We start from the raw sequence: 18,766 nt of genomic DNA, 5'->3' as shown, positions 1-18,766 counted from the left end.
GGCTCCGTGCACTCCGGAATAACCTGTGGGAGCGAGCCTGCTCGCGAAGAGGCCGGAACGGTCAACATCGATGTCGTCTGGCCCGGCGCTTTCGCGAGCAGGCTCGCTCCCACAGGGGTTGCGATTGTTAAAACACGCCGTCTCTACACAGAGGCCAGCCGCACCTGCTTCTCCAGCTCCGACTTCAACCCCGGCTCGAGCTTCAATTGCCGCGCCAGTTCATCCAGATAACTCTTCTCCATGAAGTTCTCCTCATCCACCAACATCACGCTGGCGATGTACATCTCCGCGGCCATCTCAGGTGTGCTCGCCGCACGGGCGACGTCGGTCGGGTCCAGGGGTTTGTTGAGCTCGGCGTGCAGCCAGTGCTGTAGCTCCTGATCGTTGTCGAGTTTAGTGAATTCGCCTTCGATCAGCTCACGTTCGCGGTCATCGATATGGCCGTCAGCTTTGGCAGCAGCGACCAGCGCCTTGAGAATGGCCTGGCTGTGTTGCTCGGCTTGTGCCGGTGGCAAACGGTCGAGGGTTTGCGGTTCGCGTTGTGGGGCGGTGCCCTTTTGCGCGTTGTAGTTGCCGTAAGCCTTGTACGCCAGCACACCCAGCGCCGCGAGACCGCCATAAATCGCGACTTTACCGCCGACCTTGCGCACTTTCTTGTTACCAAGCAGCAAGCCCATCGCACCTGCTGCCAATGCACCACCACCTGCACCTGACAGCAGACTGCCGAGGCCACCGGAGCCAGAGGCGCCGCCGAGCAAACCGCCTAAGCCACCGGCAGCCGGTTTGTTCTGCGTTCCGCCAGCCTTGTTCTGCAACAGATCCTGGCCAGATTTAAGCAGTTGATCGAGCAATCCACGGGTGTTCATGTTCCGCCTCCAAACAGGGGTTATCCGGATCTATAAGGCCCTCAGCCTAGTTCGAAAGTGCCCCTGCCCTGCTTGCGAGTGTGCTTCCAGATGTTGCTCAGTACGCCCAAGCCCTTCGTGAAAATAGATATACACTCAGGCCAATCTATAAAAACCGCCCACTGGGTACCCTCTTCATGATGACCCTGCGTCAGATCCGTCACTTCATCGCCGTGGCCGAGACCGGCTCGATCTCCGCCGCCGCGCAAACCGCATTCATTTCCCAATCGACCCTGACCCTGGCGATCCAGCAACTGGAAGAGGAAATCGGCGTCAGCCTGTTCAGCCGTCACGCCAAGGGCATGACCCTTACGCACCAAGGCCATCAGTTCCTACGCCAGGCGCACCTGATTCTGGCGACCGTGGACAACGCCAAGCGCAGCCTTCAGCAGAGCACCGATCAGGTCGCCGGGCAGTTGATCGTCGGCGTAACCAGTCTGGTCGCCGGTTATTACCTGGCGGATTTGCTCACACGATTCCAACGCGCCTATCCCAACGTCGAAATCCGCGTGATGGAAGACGAGCGCCCTTACATCGAGCATTTGCTGGTCAGTGGCGAGATCGATGTCGGCGTGTTGATCCTTTCCAACCTGGAAGATCGCCACGCCTTGCAGACCGAAGTGCTGACCCACTCGCCGCACCGTTTGTGGCTGCCAGCGCAGCACCCATTGCTGGAACACGACAGCATCAATCTCGCCGACGTCGCCCGCGAACCGTTGATTCAACTCAACGTCGATGAAATGGATCGCAATGCCCAGCGTTTCTGGCGCGGTTCCGGACTGCAACCGAAGATCACTCTGAGAACAGCGTCCACCGAAGCCGTGCGAAGTCTGGTCGCCGCCGGTTTGGGCGTGTCGATCCAGCCGGACATGACTTACCGCCCGTGGTCACTGGAAGGCGACATCATCGAAGCGCGGCCAATCGCCGACCTCAACCAGACCCTCGACGTCGGCCTGGCCTGGCGCCGTGGCACCGCGCGCCCGGCGCTGGTCGACCCATTCCTCACCGTGGCCCGCGAACAACCCCACGGCGGACGCAAGCCATCTATTTAATCGAATACTGCCTTCAGTATTTAGAATTTGTCGACCTCGGAGCCGCGCACTAGTCTTGCTGCATCTATAAGACGGTCGGTTCCCGGTTTCAGGGAGCAACAATGGCCACACAAGAAAAGAGATCGCGGAAGATGGCTGGCGCGCAAACCCCGATGTGTACCGCGTTGTTGATCGATGGCGAACTGGTCGCCGGGGAAGGTTTTGTCGAGCCGATTCTCAACCCGGCCACCGGCGAAATCCTTACGCACATCGCCGAAGCCAGCACCGAGCAAGTCGAAGCCGCCATCCTCGCCGCCCACCGCGCTTTCGCCGAATGGTCGCGCACCACGCCGCAGCAACGTTCAAACCTATTGCTCGACATCGCCAACGCCGTCGAAAAACACGCCGACCACCTCGCCCGCCTCGAATCGCTGAACTGCGGCAAGCCGTTGCACCTGGCGCGTCAGGACGATCTGACCGCGACCGTCGATGTATTCCGCTTCTTCGCCGGCGCGGTGCGTTGCCAGACTGGTCAGTTGAGCGGCGAATACCTGCCGGGCTACACCAGCATGGTGCGGCGCGATCCGATTGGCGTGGTCGCCTCGATTGCGCCGTGGAATTACCCGATCATGATGGCCGCGTGGAAAATCGCCCCGGCCCTCGCCGCCGGCAACACGCTGGTGTTCAAACCGTCCGAACACACACCGCTGTCGATCCTCGCACTGGCGCCAGCGCTGGCTGAAATCCTGCCGCGCGGGGTGATCAACATCATCTGTGGTGGCGGCGAAGGCGTCGGCAGCCATTTGGTCGGCCACGCCAAAGTGCGCATGGTCTCGCTGACCGGCGATATCGTCACCGGACAGAAAATCCTCCAGGCCGCCGCGAAAACCCTGAAACGCACGCACCTTGAACTCGGCGGCAAAGCCCCGGTGATCGTCTGCAACGACGCCGACATCCAGGCCGTGGTCGATGGCGTGCGCACCTACGGTTACTACAACGCCGGACAGGACTGCACCGCCGCCTGCCGGATCTACGCGCAGGCCGGGATTCACGACAAATTGGTCGCCGAACTCGGCGCCGCCGTCAGCAGCCTGCGCTTCGCCGGCAAACGTGACGCTGATAACGAGATTGGCCCGCTGATCAGCACCCGTCAGCGCGACCGCGTCGCCAGTTTCGTCGAGCGCGCCCTCGGTCAGCCGCACATTGAACGGGTGACCGGTGCGGCGGTGCATTCCGGCGCCGGTTTCTACTATCAACCGACGTTGCTCGCCGGTTGCAAACAGAGCGACGAAATCGTCCAGCGCGAAGTGTTCGGCCCGGTAGTCACCGTGACCCGTTTCGACGAACTCGCGCAGGCCGTCGACTGGGCCAACGACTCCGAATACGGCCTCGCCTCGTCGGTCTGGACACAGAATCTGGACAAGGCGATGCAAGTCGCGGCGCGCCTGCAGTACGGCTGCACCTGGATCAACAGCCATTTCATGCTGGTCAGCGAAATGCCCCACGGCGGGCTGAAGCGCTCCGGTTACGGCAAAGACTTATCCAGTGATTCGCTGCAGGACTACAGCGTGGTGCGGCACATCATGGCCCGCCACGGCCAGCATCTCTGACTACGCTAATAACAAGCCGTCAACGGCATGCTTCACCGCGTTCACAACTGCCCCGACCATAATTTAAAGAAGAGGGTTCAACCATGTTCGTGCACAAGACCGCACTGCTCAGTGCAATCACCACGGCCCTGCTGGCCAGCGCCAGCCTGCAAGCCGCAGAGCCACTGAAGGCTGTCGGTGCTGGCGAAGGTCAGCTGGATATCGTTGCGTGGCCGGGCTACATCGAACGTGGCGAGAGCGATAAAGCCTACGACTGGGTGACCGGTTTCGAAAAAGAAACCGGCTGCAAGGTCAATGTGAAGACCGCTGCAACCTCCGACGAAATGGTCAGCCTGATGGCCAAGGGCGGTTATGACCTGGTCACCGCGTCGGGCGATGCGTCGCTGCGGTTGATCGTTGGCAAGCGTGTGCAACCGATCAACACCGCGTTGATCCCGAACTGGAACACCCTCGACCCGCGCCTGAAAGACGCGCCGTGGTACGTGGTCAACAACCAGACTTACGGCACCCCATACCAGTGGGGCCCGAATGTGTTGATGTACAACAGCAACGTATTCAAGACCGCGCCGAGCAGTTGGAGCGTGGTGTTTTCCGCGCAGGATCTGCCCGACGGCAAGCCGAACAAAGGCCGCGTGCAGGCTTACGACGGCCCGATTTATATCGCCGACGCGGCGCTCTATCTGAAATCGACCAAGCCTGAACTGGGCATCAAGGATCCGTACCAACTCACCGAAGATCAGTACAAAGCCGTGCTTGATCTGTTGCGCGCGCAGCAGCCGCTGATCCACCGCTACTGGCACGACACCACGGTGCAGATGAGCGACTTCAAAAACGAAGGCGTGGTGGCGTCGAGTGCCTGGCCGTATCAGGTCAATGGTTTGATGAACGAGAAGCAGCCGATTGCTTCGACCATTCCGAAAGAAGGCGCCACGGGTTGGGCCGACACCACCATGTTGCACGCCGAGGCCAAGCACCCGAACTGCGCGTACAAGTGGATGGACTGGTCGCTGAAGCCAAAAGTACAGAGTGATGTGGCGGCGTGGTTTGGTTCATTGCCAGCGGTGCCGGCGGCGTGCAAGGAGAGCGAATTGCTCGGCGCTGAAGGCTGCAAGACCAACGGCTTCGACCAGTTCGACAAGATCGCCTTCTGGAAAACCCCGCAGGCTGAAGGCGGCAAGTTTGTGCCGTATAGCCGCTGGACGCAGGACTACATCGCGATCATGGGTGGACGCTAAGCCCGAGAGCAACTCGGTCGAGCTCCCTTTCCCCCTCGCCCCCCTGGGGGAGAGGGCTGGGGTGAGGGGGTAGCTTTTGACCTTGCCCTTGATCTCAGAGTAAAGCCCGAAACCGCCACCCTCACCCCCCGCCCTCTCCCGGAGGGAGAGGGAGCTAAAAGCAGATCGCATTCACCTTTAGATGCCGATCGTTCCCACGCTCTGCGTGGGAATGCAGCCTGTGACGCTCTGCGTCACCTCGTGCAAATGGACGCGGAGCGTCCGGTGATGCATTCCCACGCAGAGCGTGGGAACGATCATTCGAAAGAAGTCCAGACAGGGCCGCTGCGACGGCCTTCGCCTTTTTGGAGCACCGCACCATGACGCTTGCAGTCCAGTTCACCAACGTTTCCCGGCAGTTCGGCGAAGTAAAAGCCGTTGACCGGGTCTCCATCGATATCGAGGACGGCGAGTTCTTTTCCATGCTCGGCCCTTCCGGCTCGGGCAAAACCACCTGCCTGCGCCTGATCGCCGGGTTCGAACAACCGAGCGCCGGCTCGATCCGTATCCACGGTGCCGAAGCGGCAGGGTTGCCGCCGTATCAACGTGACGTCAACACGGTGTTTCAGGATTACGCGCTGTTCCCGCACATGAACGTCCTCGACAACGTCGCCTACGGTTTGAAGGTCAAAGGCGTCGGCAAAACCGAACGGCATAAACGTGCCGAAGAAGCCTTGGACATGGTCGCCCTCGGCGGTTACGGCGCACGCAAACCGGTGCAGTTGTCCGGCGGTCAGCGCCAACGTGTGGCCCTCGCCCGCGCCTTGGTCAACCGTCCGCGCGTGCTGTTGCTCGATGAGCCTTTGGGTGCGCTCGACTTGAAGCTTCGCGAGCAAATGCAGAGCGAACTGAAGAAGCTGCAACGCCAACTCGGCATCACTTTCATCTTCGTCACCCACGATCAAACCGAAGCGCTGTCGATGTCCGATCGCGTCGCCGTGTTCAACAAGGGCCGCATCGAACAGGTCGACACACCGCGCAATCTGTACATGAAGCCGACCACCACATTTGTCGCTGAATTCGTCGGCACCTCGAACGTGATTCGTGGCGATCTGGCACGCCAAATCAGCGGCCATCCGCAGCCGTTTTCGATCCGCCCGGAACACGTGCGTTTTGCCGAAGGCCCGCTGGCCAGTCACGAAATCGAAGTCAGCGGCCTGCTCCACGACATCCAGTATCAGGGCAGCGCCACGCGTTATGAATTGAAGCTGGAAAACGGTCAGACTCTGAGCATCAGCCACGCCAACAATCAATGGATCGACAGCAGCGCGCAACACCAGACTGGCCAACGCCTGAGCGCACGTTGGGCGCGGGAAGCGATGATTCCGTTGCACGACACCGTGACGAGCGGGGTGTGACATGAGCACGCTCGCGATGACTGCATCGCCGCCGTTGCGCCGGTTTTCCAACCTGCTCTACCGCAAGCCGAACCTGTATCTGTCGATGCTGCTGGTGCCGCCGCTGCTGTGGTTTGGCGCGATCTACCTCGGCTCGCTGCTGGTGCTGTTGTGGCAGGGTTTCTACACCTTCGACGACTTCACCATGGCGGTCACCCCTGACCTGACCCTGGCCAATTTCGCCGCGCTGTTTCAACCGTCGAACTTCGACATCATCCTGCGCACGCTGAGCATGGCCATTGTCGTGTCGATCGCCAGCGCCATCGTCGCGTTCCCGATCGCCTATTACATGGCGCGCTACACCACGGGCAAAACCAAGGCGTTTTTCTACATCGCGGTGATGATGCCGATGTGGGCCAGTTACATCGTCAAGGCCTATGCGTGGACGTTGCTGCTGGCCAAGGGCGGCGTGGCGCAGTGGTTCGTGCAGCACTTGGGGCTGGAGCCGGTGTTGCAGTTCATTCTGGGGATTCCCGGCGTCGGCGGCAGCACCTTGTCGACCTCGCATCTGGGGCGGTTCATGGTGTTTGTCTATATCTGGCTGCCGTTCATGATCCTGCCGATTCAGGCGTCGCTGGAACGTTTGCCGCCGTCGCTGTTGCAGGCCTCTGCTGACCTTGGTGCCAAGCCGCGTCAGACCTTTATGCAAGTGATTTTGCCGCTGTCGATTCCGGGGATTGCTGCCGGTTCGATCTTCACGTTTTCGCTGACCTTGGGCGACTTCATCGTGCCGCAACTGGTCGGGCCGCCGGGCTACTTCGTCGGCAGCATGGTCTACGCGCAGCAAGGTGCGATCGGCAACATGCCGATGGCGGCGGCGTTCACGTTGGTGCCGATTGTGTTGATCGCGGTTTACCTGTCCATCGTCAAACGACTGGGGGCTTTCGATGCACTCTGAGAAAGCATCATTAGGCTTAAAGATCGCAGCTTGGGGCGGGTTGGTGTTTCTGCACTTCCCGATCCTGATCATCTTCCTTTACGCCTTCAACACCGAGGAAGCCGCGTTCAGCTTTCCACCGAAGGGCTTCACGTTGCACTGGTTCAGCGTGGCGTTTTCGCGACCGGATGTTCTGGAGTCGATCAAGCTGTCGCTGCAAATCGCCGCCATCGCCACGTTGATTGCGATGGTGCTCGGCACGCTCGCATCGGCCGCTTTGTACCGCCGGGATTTCTTCGGCAAACAAGGCATTTCACTGATGCTGATTTTGCCGATCGCGCTGCCGGGGATCATCACCGGGATCGCGCTGCTGGCGACGTTCAAGACGCTGGGGATCGAGCCGGGGATGTTCACCATCATTGTCGGCCACGCGACCTTCTGCGTGGTGATCGTCTACAACAACGTCATCGCCCGCCTGCGCCGTACTTCGCACAGTTTGATTGAGGCCTCAATGGACCTCGGCGCCGATGGCTGGCAGACCTTTCGCTACATCATCCTGCCCAATCTCGGCTCGGCGTTGCTGGCCGGCGGCATGTTGGCGTTTGCGCTGTCGTTCGACGAAATCATCGTCACCACGTTTACCGCCGGGCATGAGCGCACGTTGCCGTTGTGGCTGCTCAATCAACTGAGCCGGCCACGGGATGTGCCGGTGACCAACGTCGTCGCCATGCTGGTGATGATGGTGACGATGCTGCCGATTCTCGGCGCGTATTACCTGACGCGCGGCGGCGAAAGCGTGGCCGGTAGCGGCGGCAAATAACCGAATAACTGAAGAAACCGAATCCCGTGTAGGAGCTGCCGAAGGCTGCGATCTTTTGATGTTGCTTTGATGATCAAGATCAAAAGATCGCAGCCTTCGGCAGCTCCTACATGGGTTCGGTTTCGGCAGAACAATAAAGTGTTAGTGAGGACAACAGACATGCAAACCAAACTCTTGATCAACGGCCAACTGGTCAACGGCGAAGGCCCGGCGCAACCGGTGCTCAACCCTTCACTTGGCGAAGTCCTGGTAGAAATCAACGAAGCCAGCGAAGCCCAGGTCGACGCCGCCGTGCGCGCCGCCGACAACGCCTTCGCCGAGTGGTCGCAAACCGCGCCGAAAGACCGCTCGCTACTGCTGCTCAAACTCGCCGACGCCATCGAAGCCCACGGCGAAGAACTGGCCAAATTGGAATCCGCCAACTGCGGCAAACCCTACAGCGCCGCGCTCAACGACGAGATCCCGGCGATCGCCGACGTGTTCCGCTTCTTCGCCGGCGCCAGCCGTTGCATGAGCGGTTCGGCCGGTGGCGAATACCTGCCCGGCCATACCTCGATGATCCGTCGCGACCCGGTCGGCGTGATTGCCTCCATCGCGCCGTGGAACTACCCGCTGATGATGGTCGCCTGGAAAATCGCCCCGGCGCTGGCGGCCGGTAATACCGTGGTGCTCAAGCCGTCGGAACAAACCCCGCTGACCGCGTTGCGTCTGGCCGAACTGGCGTCGGAAATCTTCCCGGCTGGTGTACTCAATCTGGTATTTGGTCGTGGGCCTACCGTTGGCAGTCCGTTGGTTACCCATCCGAAAGTGCGCATGGTTTCGCTGACCGGCTCCATCGCCACAGGCGCCAACATCATTTCCAGCACTGCCGACAGCGTTAAACGCATGCACATGGAACTGGGCGGCAAGGCGCCGGTAATCATCTTCGATGACGCCGATATCGATGCGGCGGTGGAAGGCATTCGTACCTTTGGTTTTTACAACGCCGGGCAGGATTGCACGGCGGCGTGCCGGATTTATGCGCAACAGGGCATCTACGACAAGTTCGTCGAGAAGCTCGGCGCGGCAGTCAGCAGCATCAAATACGGTTTGCAGGATGATCCGTCGACTGAACTGGGGCCGTTGATTACTGCGCAACATCGCGACCGTGTGGCCGGGTTTGTCGAGCGTGCCGTGGCGCAGTCGCACATTCGTTTGATCACTGGTGGCAAGGCTGTTGATGGCAATGGTTTCTTCTTCGAGCCGACGGTGTTGGCCGATGCGCAGCAGGACGACGAAATCGTTCGTCGCGAAGTGTTTGGGCCGGTGGTTTCGGTGACCAAATTTACTGATGAAGCGCAGGCACTGGAATGGGCCAACGATTCGGACTACGGCCTCGCGTCCTCCGTGTGGACAGCGGATGTAGGACGCGCGCATCGCATGTCGGCGCGTTTGCAGTACGGCTGCACATGGGTGAATACGCACTTCATGCTTGTCAGCGAAATGCCCCATGGCGGTCAGAAATTGTCCGGTTACGGCAAGGACATGTCCATGTATGGGCTGGAGGACTACACCACGGTTCGGCATGTGATGTTCAAGCACTAAGGTCAAAAGCTTCGCGAGCAGGCTCGCTCCCACAGGGAACTGCATTCCAATTGTGGGAGCGAGCCTGCTCGCGAAGGCGTCACCTCGGTTTCAGGAAGGAAACCGGCATTACGCACCACCAGGATCCCAAAACAATAACTACCGAACCGGGCGGCGCCCACAAAGCCCCGCCACGGCCTCGGCCATCCGAAATCTGCCGATTTCACGGAGCAATCACACATGAGTGCCTCACCCGATCTCGCCGCAGCCGTTGCCGACAGCGATGCCGAACAACTGCGCAAACTGGGCTACACCTCGAACTTCAACCGCAGCATGAGCCTGTGGGAAAACTTCGCTCTAGGCTTCACTTATCTGTCACCGGTCGTAGGGGTTTATACCCTCTTCGGCCTGTGCCTCGCCGCCGGCGGGCCACCGATGTTCTGGGCTTATTTGCTGGTCGGTTGCGGCCAGTTGCTGGTTTGCCTGATCTTCGGCGAAGTGGTTTCGCAGTTCCCGATTTCCGGCGGCGTTTACCCTTGGGCACGCCGCTTGGTCGGTAAAAAATGGGCATGGATGGTCGGCTGGATCTACTCCATCGCCCTCTGCGTCACCATTGCTGCAGTTGCCGTCGGCGCTGGCCCGTACCTGGCCGCGATGCTCGGTTTTGAACCGAGCAACAACACCAACATCGTCATCGCCCTGGTGCTGACCCTGTTCGCCACACTGGTCAACCTCAGCGGCACCAAAGTGCTGGCGCGCATCGCCATGTTCGGCTTTCTCTGCGAACTGGTCGGCGCGGTGATCGTCGGTGTTTACCTGTTGGTGTTCGAGCGTCACCAACCGCTAAGCGTGCTGTTTAACACCTTCGACATCAGCGTCGACGGCTCGTACCTGCCGGCGTTTCTCACTGCCTCGCTGGCGGGGATGTTCCTCTACTACGGCTTCGAGGCCTGCGGCGACGTCGCTGAAGAAACCCCGAACCCGAGCGCAAAAATCCCGGTGGCCATGCGCATGACCATCTACATCGGCGGCATCGCGGCGATGTTCGCCTGCCTGGCGCTGATCCTCGCCGTGCCGGACATGCAAGCGGTGATCAACGGCACCGACAAAGACCCGGTCACCACCATCCTCAACAACGCCTTCGGCCCGGTCGGTTCGAAAGTGGTGATGGGCGTGGTAATGATTTCCTTCATCTCCTGCGTCATCAGCCTACAAGCCGCGGCGAGTCGTCTGCTGTACTCCTACGCTCGAGACGAAATGGTCATCGGCAGCCGACTGCTGAAAAAGATTTCTCCTACCACCCAAGTACCGGTTGCCGCACTGTTCGTGTCCGGCGTCCTACCGGCCCTGATCATCGCCCTCGGCTTCTTCCTGCAAGACGCCGTGGCCACCATCGTCAGCTTCGCCGCGATCGGCATCTACCTCGCGTTCCAGATGATCGTCCTGGCCGCGTTGTATGCGCGGATGAAAGGCTGGAAACCCAGCGGCAAATTCACCCTTGGCGCATGGGGCTGGCCGGTGAACATCGGCGCGCTGGTGTATGGCGTTGGCGCAATCATCAACATGGCCTGGCCACGTACGCCGGATGCGGCGTGGTACGTGAACTATGCGATGGTGTTGAGCACGGCGATCGTGATTGGGTTGGGGCTGGTTTATATGTGGATTGGCAAGCCGTATGACCATGGCAAGGCCCCGGCTGGGGATGCTTGGAAGGTGAGTCGCTAAGAGCCTGCGATCCTGGCACCGACAAGGTGCCGGGGTTCAGGAAAACCGAGAAAAACCATCAAAAGGAAAGCTCTGCCTGATCGTGTTTCAGCAAGGAAATACGATCGAACAGTTTGATTTTTTCATTGGCTTTTTGCTTGGCGTAATCGGACATGAATGCAACCAATTCTTCGAGCTGACTGACGTCTCCGACTACTTTGAATTCCTTTTCCTTGTTGACGAAAACAAGCGACTTCTTCTTTCTCGACAACAATTCAATGACGTTGCTGAGCGTGCCGGTGCTCTTTGCGTCCCAGATCATCAAACCGTAGTCAGCCGCTTCGGCCATGACGACGTCTTTCTCGGTGAAGAAGGCTCTCGACCCTTTGGAATGCTTGGAGTCGACTGTTCTGGCGGGCCAGTGCCCTAGGTTGTTCCTCGGTGCCGAACCGCTGCAGAACACCGTGGTTCTGGATCGTTCGAGACTCAGCAGGTACTCCTGAATGGAGGTATCGGCGCCCCCTGCATCCCCAACCACCACCTCAAAATCTGACGCGACGATATTATTGATGCGCCCTTTAACCTTCGGATCAAGGTTCTTGATGTTGATAGAGCCGGCAATAAATACAGTCGTCATTGAGCTCACTTCCAAGTTAGCGCTGCGACGTAAATTTTCACCCAGCCCTGATCCCAAGGGCCGAGCATCTGTAGCGATGCGCGAGATTCAAACAAATAACGGAAAAAATACTGGTTAGGAGTGGTTTCACTGATGCCAGTGCAAAAACAGGCATTTCCTACAGGCGTGACCTTCAAGGAAAAATCTTGTTTCCTACAGTGGATGGAGACTGAATGGTTTTGGTTCAGCCAGCGCCTGCCAGCAACGTCTCCTCTCAGCTACTGAGCCAGGCCAATGGGGAGGCTCGGAGAGGGCTTATGTGTCAATCGGCTGGGGCTTTGAGAGGGCTTCGAACTCATCCATCAATAGGTGAATTTCAGTGCTTGGGTTGTGTTCGCCACTGAGGGCGACATCCTCAAGAACTTTGGGGGCCAGCGCTCTTGCCTGCTGAAATGGCTTTCCGAGTAGCTGAGCGAAGTAGCTGACGTCTTTGCCTTTCTGATAGTCAGCCATGCTGGGTTTTGCTCTGAGGCTCTTGGTCACCAAATCAGCCGGAGAGTTCTTCCCGGCTGTGCTGAACGGTTTTCGACTGTAGCCAAAGTGCAGTAGTAGCCAAAACTCGAAGCACGGATAAGATGCGATGACTTGGATTTTTGGATAAGACTTCGCCGCATTCAACGCTCGCTCGAAGCACATGTGGGTGTCTCGATCCAAAACACAGAACACCTTATCGAAGCTTTTTTGCCTTACGACTGCTCGCTCAACAATGCCGCTTGGATGTGTAACACCGCAGTGGACGATCTCAACCTGGGCCCTGGCCCGAAAATAAAACGCGGCTTCCTCCAGATAACGTTTCCCTGACTTACTGTCTTCACACAACACCAGCACCTTAGGCTGCGGTTTGAAGCGGGAAGCCTTGCGATCAAACGATTTGAACAAACTCACGACCCTCACCCCCGCCTTATCAGCGGCAGCCCGCGATAACGCCCTTCGAAGTAACGCTTCTCGACATCCTCGCTTTCCCGGCCTCCAAAATCGTGTACGGAAAACAGGCTCGTGGCGCCATGAGCATCACGTTCTGTAATCCAGAACTGGTCACGCCGCAGAATCTTTTCATTCATCAGGTGGGTATCGTGTGTCGTGAAAATCAGTTGGGTATCCAACCCACTGTCCAGATGCTTTGCGATCAAGTCAGCGACGATTTCGGGATGAAGACTGCTATTCAGTTCGTCGACGCAGAGGATCCCACTGCCACCGGCCTGATTCATCATGAACCAGGGCAACCAGAAGCCAATCAGGTTTTTGGTTCCGCAAGACTCCTCCGAGAAGTCGAACTGCGCATCGCCTGAAATGCTGGAATGCGTGAGGGTCAGTTTGTCCCTTTGAGCCGCCGCGAAGAACTCCTTCAAGGTCAGTTTTCTGTTGCTCAAGTCTGCAGAGGCGTCATCCGGGTCGAGCTGTATCGCAGACACAGGAATATCCAGCGCACTGAGAAAATCGCGCAGGTTGCTCGTATGATTTTTCACCATTTGCAGAAAGCGAATCGAGGCTGTGGATAAGCCAAGCATGTTGTTTTGTTCAATGACTAGCAGACCGGTTTGAAACCAACTAAATGGAGTGCGCAGTTGACTCAACTCTTCGCTGCTATGAGTGACGGCTTGTGCAATAAACAGCATCGTCGGACTGGTCAATCGGCGCCAGGCGCAATGCACTTCCTTGCCGCCATCAAGGGTTTTACCAAACAGGTAGTGCTCACCTTCAGCATCAAACCGGCGGTCATAAAGCAGTGTTTCCTTACCTTTCGGATAAGCAGTCAGTTGTTCCTGAACAATCCTCTGCGCGGTCAGCCCCAGGACAAACCGATAGCGCAGTCCGCCCTGAATAAAGTCGTACTCAAAGACACTGGGCGCATCGCTCAGAGTGCAATCAAATCGAAAAGGTGAAACGGGCAGAGCTTCGTCATTTGAACCACGTGGTGTCGCTAGCAAGCGTCCGACGATGCCCATTGCGCGAATCAGTGAAGACTTTCCGGAGGCGTTCGGACCGTAAATAGCTGCAACCTTCAACAGCTCCGGAAGCTTTTCTGCGCTCGTGGAGGCTTTGAACGTATTGCGTGTTTTGCTCAGACGAGGGCTCGCCGCCATGGACAGGGTTTGCCTGTCCCGAAATGAGCGGTAATTGGATACCGAGAATTCGATCAACATGGAGAAAACCTGCAGTTCATTGCTTGGGTTTTCATGAATAAACGAAAAAACAGGCTTCAGATGCAGACAGGCTGCAGCGAGTGCAAAAACAGGCATTTCCTACAGATGCAGCCTTCCGGAGAAAGCCCCATTTCCTACGCTGTGCGGCGAAAGGGTAGACTTGTCGCCGCAAGCGCCTGACCGATAGGCTTTATCCCGTCGCTGTTAATTCAGCGATCCGGGGTCGAAGCCGGAAACTGTCAACGCGGTGCTTGCATGCCCTCCATTGAACTGTGGCTGTCACAGCTTCAGTTTTGCTTTATGGCGGGCCGTGTGGCGCGGGCCTTCTGGCTTTTCCGTGTTTGACTGGAAGTATCCCGACTTCGAACGCCATACGGTTCGCCACCCAACTTGTCGAAGAGTTGATGGCGACTTTCCTACTCAAATCGGAAGTCACTACATGTCTGCGCAAATCCAAAATTCATCGTCGACCCACTTCACCCCCACCGTCTTCACCCGCCACAACCGTTTCCTCCACGCCTTCATGCAAGACCACGAAGCCTGGTTCTGTGTTCAGGATCTCGGTCGCTTGATGGGTTATCCGCTAAACGAACGCCTCACCCTGAAACTCGATCCCGACCAGCGTCGCAATGTCCTCCTGCGCAAGGACGGCGAAATCATCGATTGCGCGATGGTCAGCGAGTCCGGCCTGTTCGCCCTGCTCGTCCATCACTTCGTCCCGGAAAACCGCCACCTGCGCCAATGGCTGAGCCATGAAGTCATCCCGATGCTGCGCGAAACCCAATCGAGCCCTGCGGAAAACCACCCGAGCCTGAGTTCGATGCATTGGGCAGGCGTCACCGTACCGCTGCTGCACTGGCAACAGCAGGCGTGGGTCAAATGGCGGGATGTGCCGGAGTTGATGCACGGCCAGCGGCCATATCCAGTCTTGGGAACGTGTAGCTGATCCAAATAAAAAAGGGGCGGACCTTTCAGTCCGCCCCTTTTTATTTCCACTCAAAACCGCGAAACACTCCGCATCGCATCCACCAGATACCGCATCGCAATCCGGTCATTCTCCGAAAGCTCCCGATAACGCTCCACCAGCTTCACTTCGTCAGAGCTGAGCCGACGCCTTTTGCGGCCGCTGCCGAGGCAGGGAAAGATGCCCAGCATGTCGGTAATACCTTGTATTTTTGCCATGGACGATGTCCTTCAATACTTCAAAGAATTGCTAAACCACCACATCGCCCTGCCCCTTACAGCAGCGCCGTGTGCCCTACCGGTCAGCACCGGTCATGCCCATAGAATAGAAATTAAATCGGCGCTGAAAAGCGGTTTTTAGAGTAATTAGTCGAAAAAAGCAGATATGCCGTGTAAATCAGAACGCGCTGTCAGATTTTTAACCGACATGTCTTGTTTCATTGACACACTGGCGCGGTGAATCAACGAATTTTGCATTGCGAGCGAACCGTTTAAGCTAGCGGGCATCTGTTAATAGTCCGTTGCGTTTGGCCGAAGGCTTGTCCGAACCGTTATTTCTGATCCAGCACGTGCCAGGAACGGCGCGGGATTGCACACGACAGGTTGTATTTATGCACCGCAGGAATTTGCTCAAAGCGTCCATGGCCATTGCGGCTTACACCGGTCTTTCAGCCACTGGCCTGCTGGCCAGCCGTGCGTGGGCGGCCAATGGCGGCGCCGCCGATGGCGAGGCTCAGGCCTTCGACTTCGAAGCGCTGAAACGCCAGGCCAAGCAACTGGCTGGCAGCGCCTATCAGGACACCAAACAGGTGCTGCCGCCAACTCTGGCGACTATGACCCCGCAGAACTTCAACGCGATCCGCTACGACGGCGAGCATTCGCTGTGGAAGGAAAACAAGGGCCAGCTCGACGTACAGTTCTTCCACGTCGGCATGGGGTTCCGTCAGCCGGTGCGCATGTACAGCGTCGACGCCAAGACCCGCACTGCCCGCGAAGTGCATTTCCGCCCGGCACTGTTCAACTATGAAAACACTTCAGTCGACACCCAGCAGCTCAAGGGTGACCTCGGTTTTGCCGGCTTCAAGCTGTTCAAAGCACCGGAGCTGGATCGTCACGATGTGTTGTCGTTCCTCGGCGCCAGCTATTTCCGTGCGGTAGACGCCACTGGCCAATATGGCCTCTCGGCGCGCGGCCTGGCGATCGACACGTACGCGAAAAAACGCGAAGAATTCCCTGACTTCACCAAGTTCTGGTTCGAGACACCGGACAAGAACGCCACCCGATTTGTGGTGTATGCCCTGCTCGACTCGCCGAGTGCCACTGGCGCTTACCGTTTCGACATCGACTGCCAGGCCGAGCGCGTGGTGATGGAAGTCGATGCGCACATCAATGCGCGCACGGCGATCGAGCAATTGGGCATCTCGCCGATGACCAGTATGTTCAGTTGCGGCACCCACGAGCGCCGCATGTGCGACACCATCCACCCGCAGATCCACGATTCGGATCGTCTGGCCATGTGGCGCGGCAACGGCGAGTGGATCTGCCGTCCGCTGAATAACCCGGCGACCCTGCAATTCAATGCGTTTGCCGACACCGATCCAAAGGGTTTCGGTCTGGTGCAGACCGACCACGAATTCGCCAACTATCAGGACACCGTCGACTGGTACAGCAAGCGCCCGAGCCTGTGGGTAGAACCGACCACCGCGTGGGGTGAAGGCTCTATCGATCTGTTGGAAATTCCTACCACCGGCGAGACCCTCGACAACATCGTGGCATTCTGGACCCCGAAAAAACCGGTCGCTGCCGGGGATTCGCTGAACTACGGCTACAAACTTTACTGGAGCGCATTGCCGCCAGTGGGTACGCCGTTGGCCCGCGTACACGCCACCCGGTCCGGCATGGGCGGTTTCACCGAAGGTTGGGCACCGGGCGAGCATTACCCGCCAGTCTGGGCGCGCCGTTTTGCCGTGGACTTCACCGGTGGCGGTCTGGATCGATTGCCGCAAGGCACCGGGATCGAGCCGGTGGTGACGTGCTCGAACGGCAAGGTGCAGGACTTCAGCGTGCTGGTGCTGGATGACATCAAGGGTTACCGGATCCTGTTCGACTGGTACCCGACCAATGACAGCGTCGAGCCGGTGGAGCTGCGGTTGTTTATTCGCACCAATGACCGCACGTTGAGCGAGACCTGGTTGTATCAGTACTTCCCGCCGGCGCCGGACAAGCGTAAGTACCCTTGAGGATTCTCTAGCGTTTGGGCAGGCCTCTTCGCGAGCAGGCTCGCTCCCACAGTTGATCTCGGCCGATCACAAAAGTCATGACCGGCATTGATTCAATGTGGGAGCGAGCCTGCTCGCGAAGACCGTACAGGCAAAACAACATTCAGCAGATAGAAAACAAAGCCCCGGCCATCACTGACCGGGGCTTTTTGCTTTATCGCTAATACTCAATCGCGCAAATCAGACTCATGAATCGGCTGATCCCGATGAGTCGCGCGCTGATACTGCGCCGGCCACACCGCTTTGCGCCCACCCAGATCATCGTCCGCGTGCAGCGGCCAGTACGGATCACGCAGCAGCTCGCGAGCAAGGAAGATGATATCGGCCTGACAGGTGCGCAGAATGTGCTCGGCTTGCGCCGGCTCGGTAATCATTCCCACGGTGCCAGTGGCGATGCCTGACTCCTTGCGCACACGTTCGGCGAAGCGCGTCTGATAACCCGGCCCGACGGGAATTTCAGCGTTGGCCGCCGTCCCGCCCGACGATACGTCGATGAGATCGGCGCCCAGAGTGTGCAGGCGTCGCGCCAGCTCCACGGTTTCGTCCGGATTCCAGCCGTCTTCCACCCAGTCAGTCGCCGACACGCGAACAAACACCGGCAACTCCTCAGGCCAGACCGCTCTCACCGCTTCAGTCACTTGCAGAACCAGACGAATACGGTTTTCAAACGAACCACCGTACTGATCGCGGCGCTGATTGCTAAGCGGCGAAAGAAACTGATGCAGCAGATAACCATGCGCCGCATGCACCTCAACCACACTGAAACCAGCCGTCAAAGCACGTTTGGCAGCATCGACAAAGGCCTGAATGACGTCGGCAATCTGCCCTTCGTCGAGCTGTTTCGGTTGCGTATGTTGCGGATCAAAGGCAATCGGCGACGGCCCGACCGGAGTCCAGCCGCCATCATCGGGTTTGACGCTACCATGCTTGCCGATCCACGGCCGATGGGTGCTGGCCTTGCGCCCGGCGTGGGCCAATTGAATACCGGCGACTGCGCCTTGGGACGTGATGAATCGGGTAATGCGTTGCAGCGGTTCGATCTGTTCGTCGTTCCACAGGCCCAGGTCTTCGGCGGTAATCCGCCCGTCGGCCGTGATCGCCGTGGCTTCAGTGAAGACCAGACCGGCGCCGCCCACCGCGCGGCTGCCGAGGTGTACCAAGTGCCAGTCGTTGGCCAGGCCGTCGACGCTCGAGTATTGGCACATCGGCGAGACGGCGATGCGGTTGGGCAGGGTCAGTTGGCGCAGGGTGAAGGGTTCAAGCAGCAGACTCATGGGGCACCTCTCAAATCAGTGGGCAGGCTCCAGGGTTCTGTTTGAATAGTCGACGAGTGACAGGAAAAAGGTGCAGCACCCGCCCCCGCGGGCAAAAAATTCGACAAGACGTCACAAGGCCAATCAAGCAGTGCTTAGAGCCTAGTCGACAACCGGGGATGAGGGAGGGTTCAGAGTGATTCAGTGTGTGAAAGGACGCTTTCGCGAGCAGGCTCGCTCCCACAAGGACAACACCGTACCTGTGGGAGC

16 protein-coding genes are annotated in these 18,766 nt (G+C 58.5%); 10 read left to right on the top strand and 6 right to left on the bottom strand.

Annotated elements, in window-relative coordinates:
• Positions 1-143: 143 nt before the first annotated feature.
• Complete coding sequence (locus HU718_RS06375; protein ID WP_134174846.1) at positions 144-866, bottom strand: tellurite resistance TerB family protein; 723 nt, start codon at positions 864-866, stop codon at positions 144-146.
• 176 nt (positions 867-1,042) lie between these two features.
• Between HU718_RS06375 and HU718_RS06370 the strand changes: the two genes are divergently transcribed.
• The 8 genes from HU718_RS06370 (at position 1,043) to HU718_RS06335 (ending at position 11,202) form a co-directional block, all read left to right on the top strand.
• Positions 1,043-1,957, top strand: a complete 915-nt coding sequence (locus tag HU718_RS06370) for a LysR family transcriptional regulator (RefSeq protein ID WP_007949637.1) — start codon at positions 1,043-1,045, stop codon at positions 1,955-1,957.
• Positions 1,958-2,088: 131 nt separating this feature from the next.
• Positions 2,089-3,546, top strand: coding sequence for a gamma-aminobutyraldehyde dehydrogenase (locus HU718_RS06365; RefSeq protein ID WP_186612452.1), 1,458 nt, complete (start codon positions 2,089-2,091; stop codon positions 3,544-3,546).
• A gap of 83 nt (positions 3,547-3,629) precedes the next feature.
• Positions 3,630-4,781 carry a putative ABC transporter substrate-binding protein YdcS gene (gene ydcS / locus HU718_RS06360; RefSeq protein WP_186612450.1) on the top strand — a complete coding sequence of 384 codons (1,152 nt, stop codon included), beginning with the start codon at positions 3,630-3,632 and terminating at the stop codon, positions 4,779-4,781.
• Between the two features lie 359 nt (positions 4,782-5,140).
• Positions 5,141-6,178, top strand: coding sequence for an ABC transporter ATP-binding protein (locus HU718_RS06355; RefSeq protein ID WP_038357786.1), 1,038 nt, complete (start codon positions 5,141-5,143; stop codon positions 6,176-6,178).
• A gap of 16 nt (positions 6,179-6,194) precedes the next feature.
• Complete coding sequence (locus tag HU718_RS06350; protein ID WP_007908947.1) at positions 6,195-7,115, top strand: ABC transporter permease; 921 nt, start codon at positions 6,195-6,197, stop codon at positions 7,113-7,115.
• Positions 7,105-7,914 (top strand): ABC transporter permease, encoded by an 810-nt coding sequence (locus tag HU718_RS06345; protein WP_038357783.1) that lies wholly within the window; start codon positions 7,105-7,107, stop codon positions 7,912-7,914. Before HU718_RS06350 ends, HU718_RS06345 begins: the two co-directional genes overlap by 11 nt.
• A 159-nt stretch (positions 7,915-8,073) precedes the next feature.
• A complete protein-coding gene (locus HU718_RS06340) occupies positions 8,074-9,498 on the top strand; it encodes a gamma-aminobutyraldehyde dehydrogenase (RefSeq protein ID WP_186612448.1) in 1,425 nt (474 codons plus the stop codon).
• 219 nt (positions 9,499-9,717) lie between these two features.
• Positions 9,718-11,202: an APC family permease gene (locus HU718_RS06335; RefSeq protein WP_150729506.1), complete on the top strand. Its 1,485-nt coding sequence runs from the start codon at positions 9,718-9,720 to the stop codon at positions 11,200-11,202.
• A gap of 58 nt (positions 11,203-11,260) precedes the next feature.
• Here HU718_RS06335 and HU718_RS06330 read toward each other — a convergent pair whose 3' ends face one another.
• From HU718_RS06330 to HU718_RS06320, 3 genes are all read right to left on the bottom strand, one after another.
• Positions 11,261-11,818, bottom strand: a complete 558-nt coding sequence (locus tag HU718_RS06330; RefSeq protein WP_186612446.1) for a hypothetical protein — start codon at positions 11,816-11,818, stop codon at positions 11,261-11,263.
• Between the two features lie 294 nt (positions 11,819-12,112).
• Entirely contained in the window at positions 12,113-12,751 is a 639-nt protein-coding gene (locus HU718_RS06325; RefSeq protein ID WP_186612444.1) for an RloB family protein, read from the bottom strand.
• Positions 12,748-14,001 carry an AAA family ATPase gene (locus HU718_RS06320; protein WP_186612766.1) on the bottom strand — a complete coding sequence of 418 codons (1,254 nt, stop codon included), beginning with the start codon at positions 13,999-14,001 and terminating at the stop codon, positions 12,748-12,750. Before HU718_RS06320 ends, HU718_RS06325 begins: the two co-directional genes overlap by 4 nt.
• Before the next feature lie 439 nt (positions 14,002-14,440).
• Between HU718_RS06320 and HU718_RS06315 the strand changes: the two genes are divergently transcribed.
• Positions 14,441-14,947, top strand: coding sequence for a BRO-N domain-containing protein (locus tag HU718_RS06315; RefSeq protein WP_186612442.1), 507 nt, complete (start codon positions 14,441-14,443; stop codon positions 14,945-14,947).
• A gap of 50 nt (positions 14,948-14,997) precedes the next feature.
• Here the strand turns inward: HU718_RS06315 and HU718_RS06310 are convergent, their stop codons facing one another.
• Complete coding sequence (locus HU718_RS06310; RefSeq protein ID WP_007908956.1) at positions 14,998-15,183, bottom strand: hypothetical protein; 186 nt, start codon at positions 15,181-15,183, stop codon at positions 14,998-15,000.
• A 392-nt stretch (positions 15,184-15,575) separates the two neighbouring features.
• Between HU718_RS06310 and HU718_RS06305 the strand changes: the two genes are divergently transcribed.
• Complete coding sequence (locus tag HU718_RS06305; protein WP_038357769.1) at positions 15,576-17,204, top strand: glucan biosynthesis protein D; 1,629 nt, start codon at positions 15,576-15,578, stop codon at positions 17,202-17,204.
• A gap of 206 nt (positions 17,205-17,410) precedes the next feature.
• Here the strand turns inward: HU718_RS06305 and HU718_RS06300 are convergent, their stop codons facing one another.
• A complete protein-coding gene (locus HU718_RS06300; RefSeq protein WP_186612440.1) occupies positions 17,411-18,517 on the bottom strand; it encodes an NADH:flavin oxidoreductase/NADH oxidase in 1,107 nt (368 codons plus the stop codon).
• Positions 18,518-18,766 lie beyond the last annotated feature (249 nt).

The organism is Pseudomonas tensinigenes (genome assembly GCF_014268445.2).
Taxonomy (GTDB): Bacteria; Pseudomonadota; Gammaproteobacteria; order Pseudomonadales; family Pseudomonadaceae; genus Aquipseudomonas; species Aquipseudomonas tensinigenes.
The sequence above is the reverse complement of the archived record's forward strand: the minus strand, read 5'-3'. Positions and strand labels throughout refer to the sequence as shown.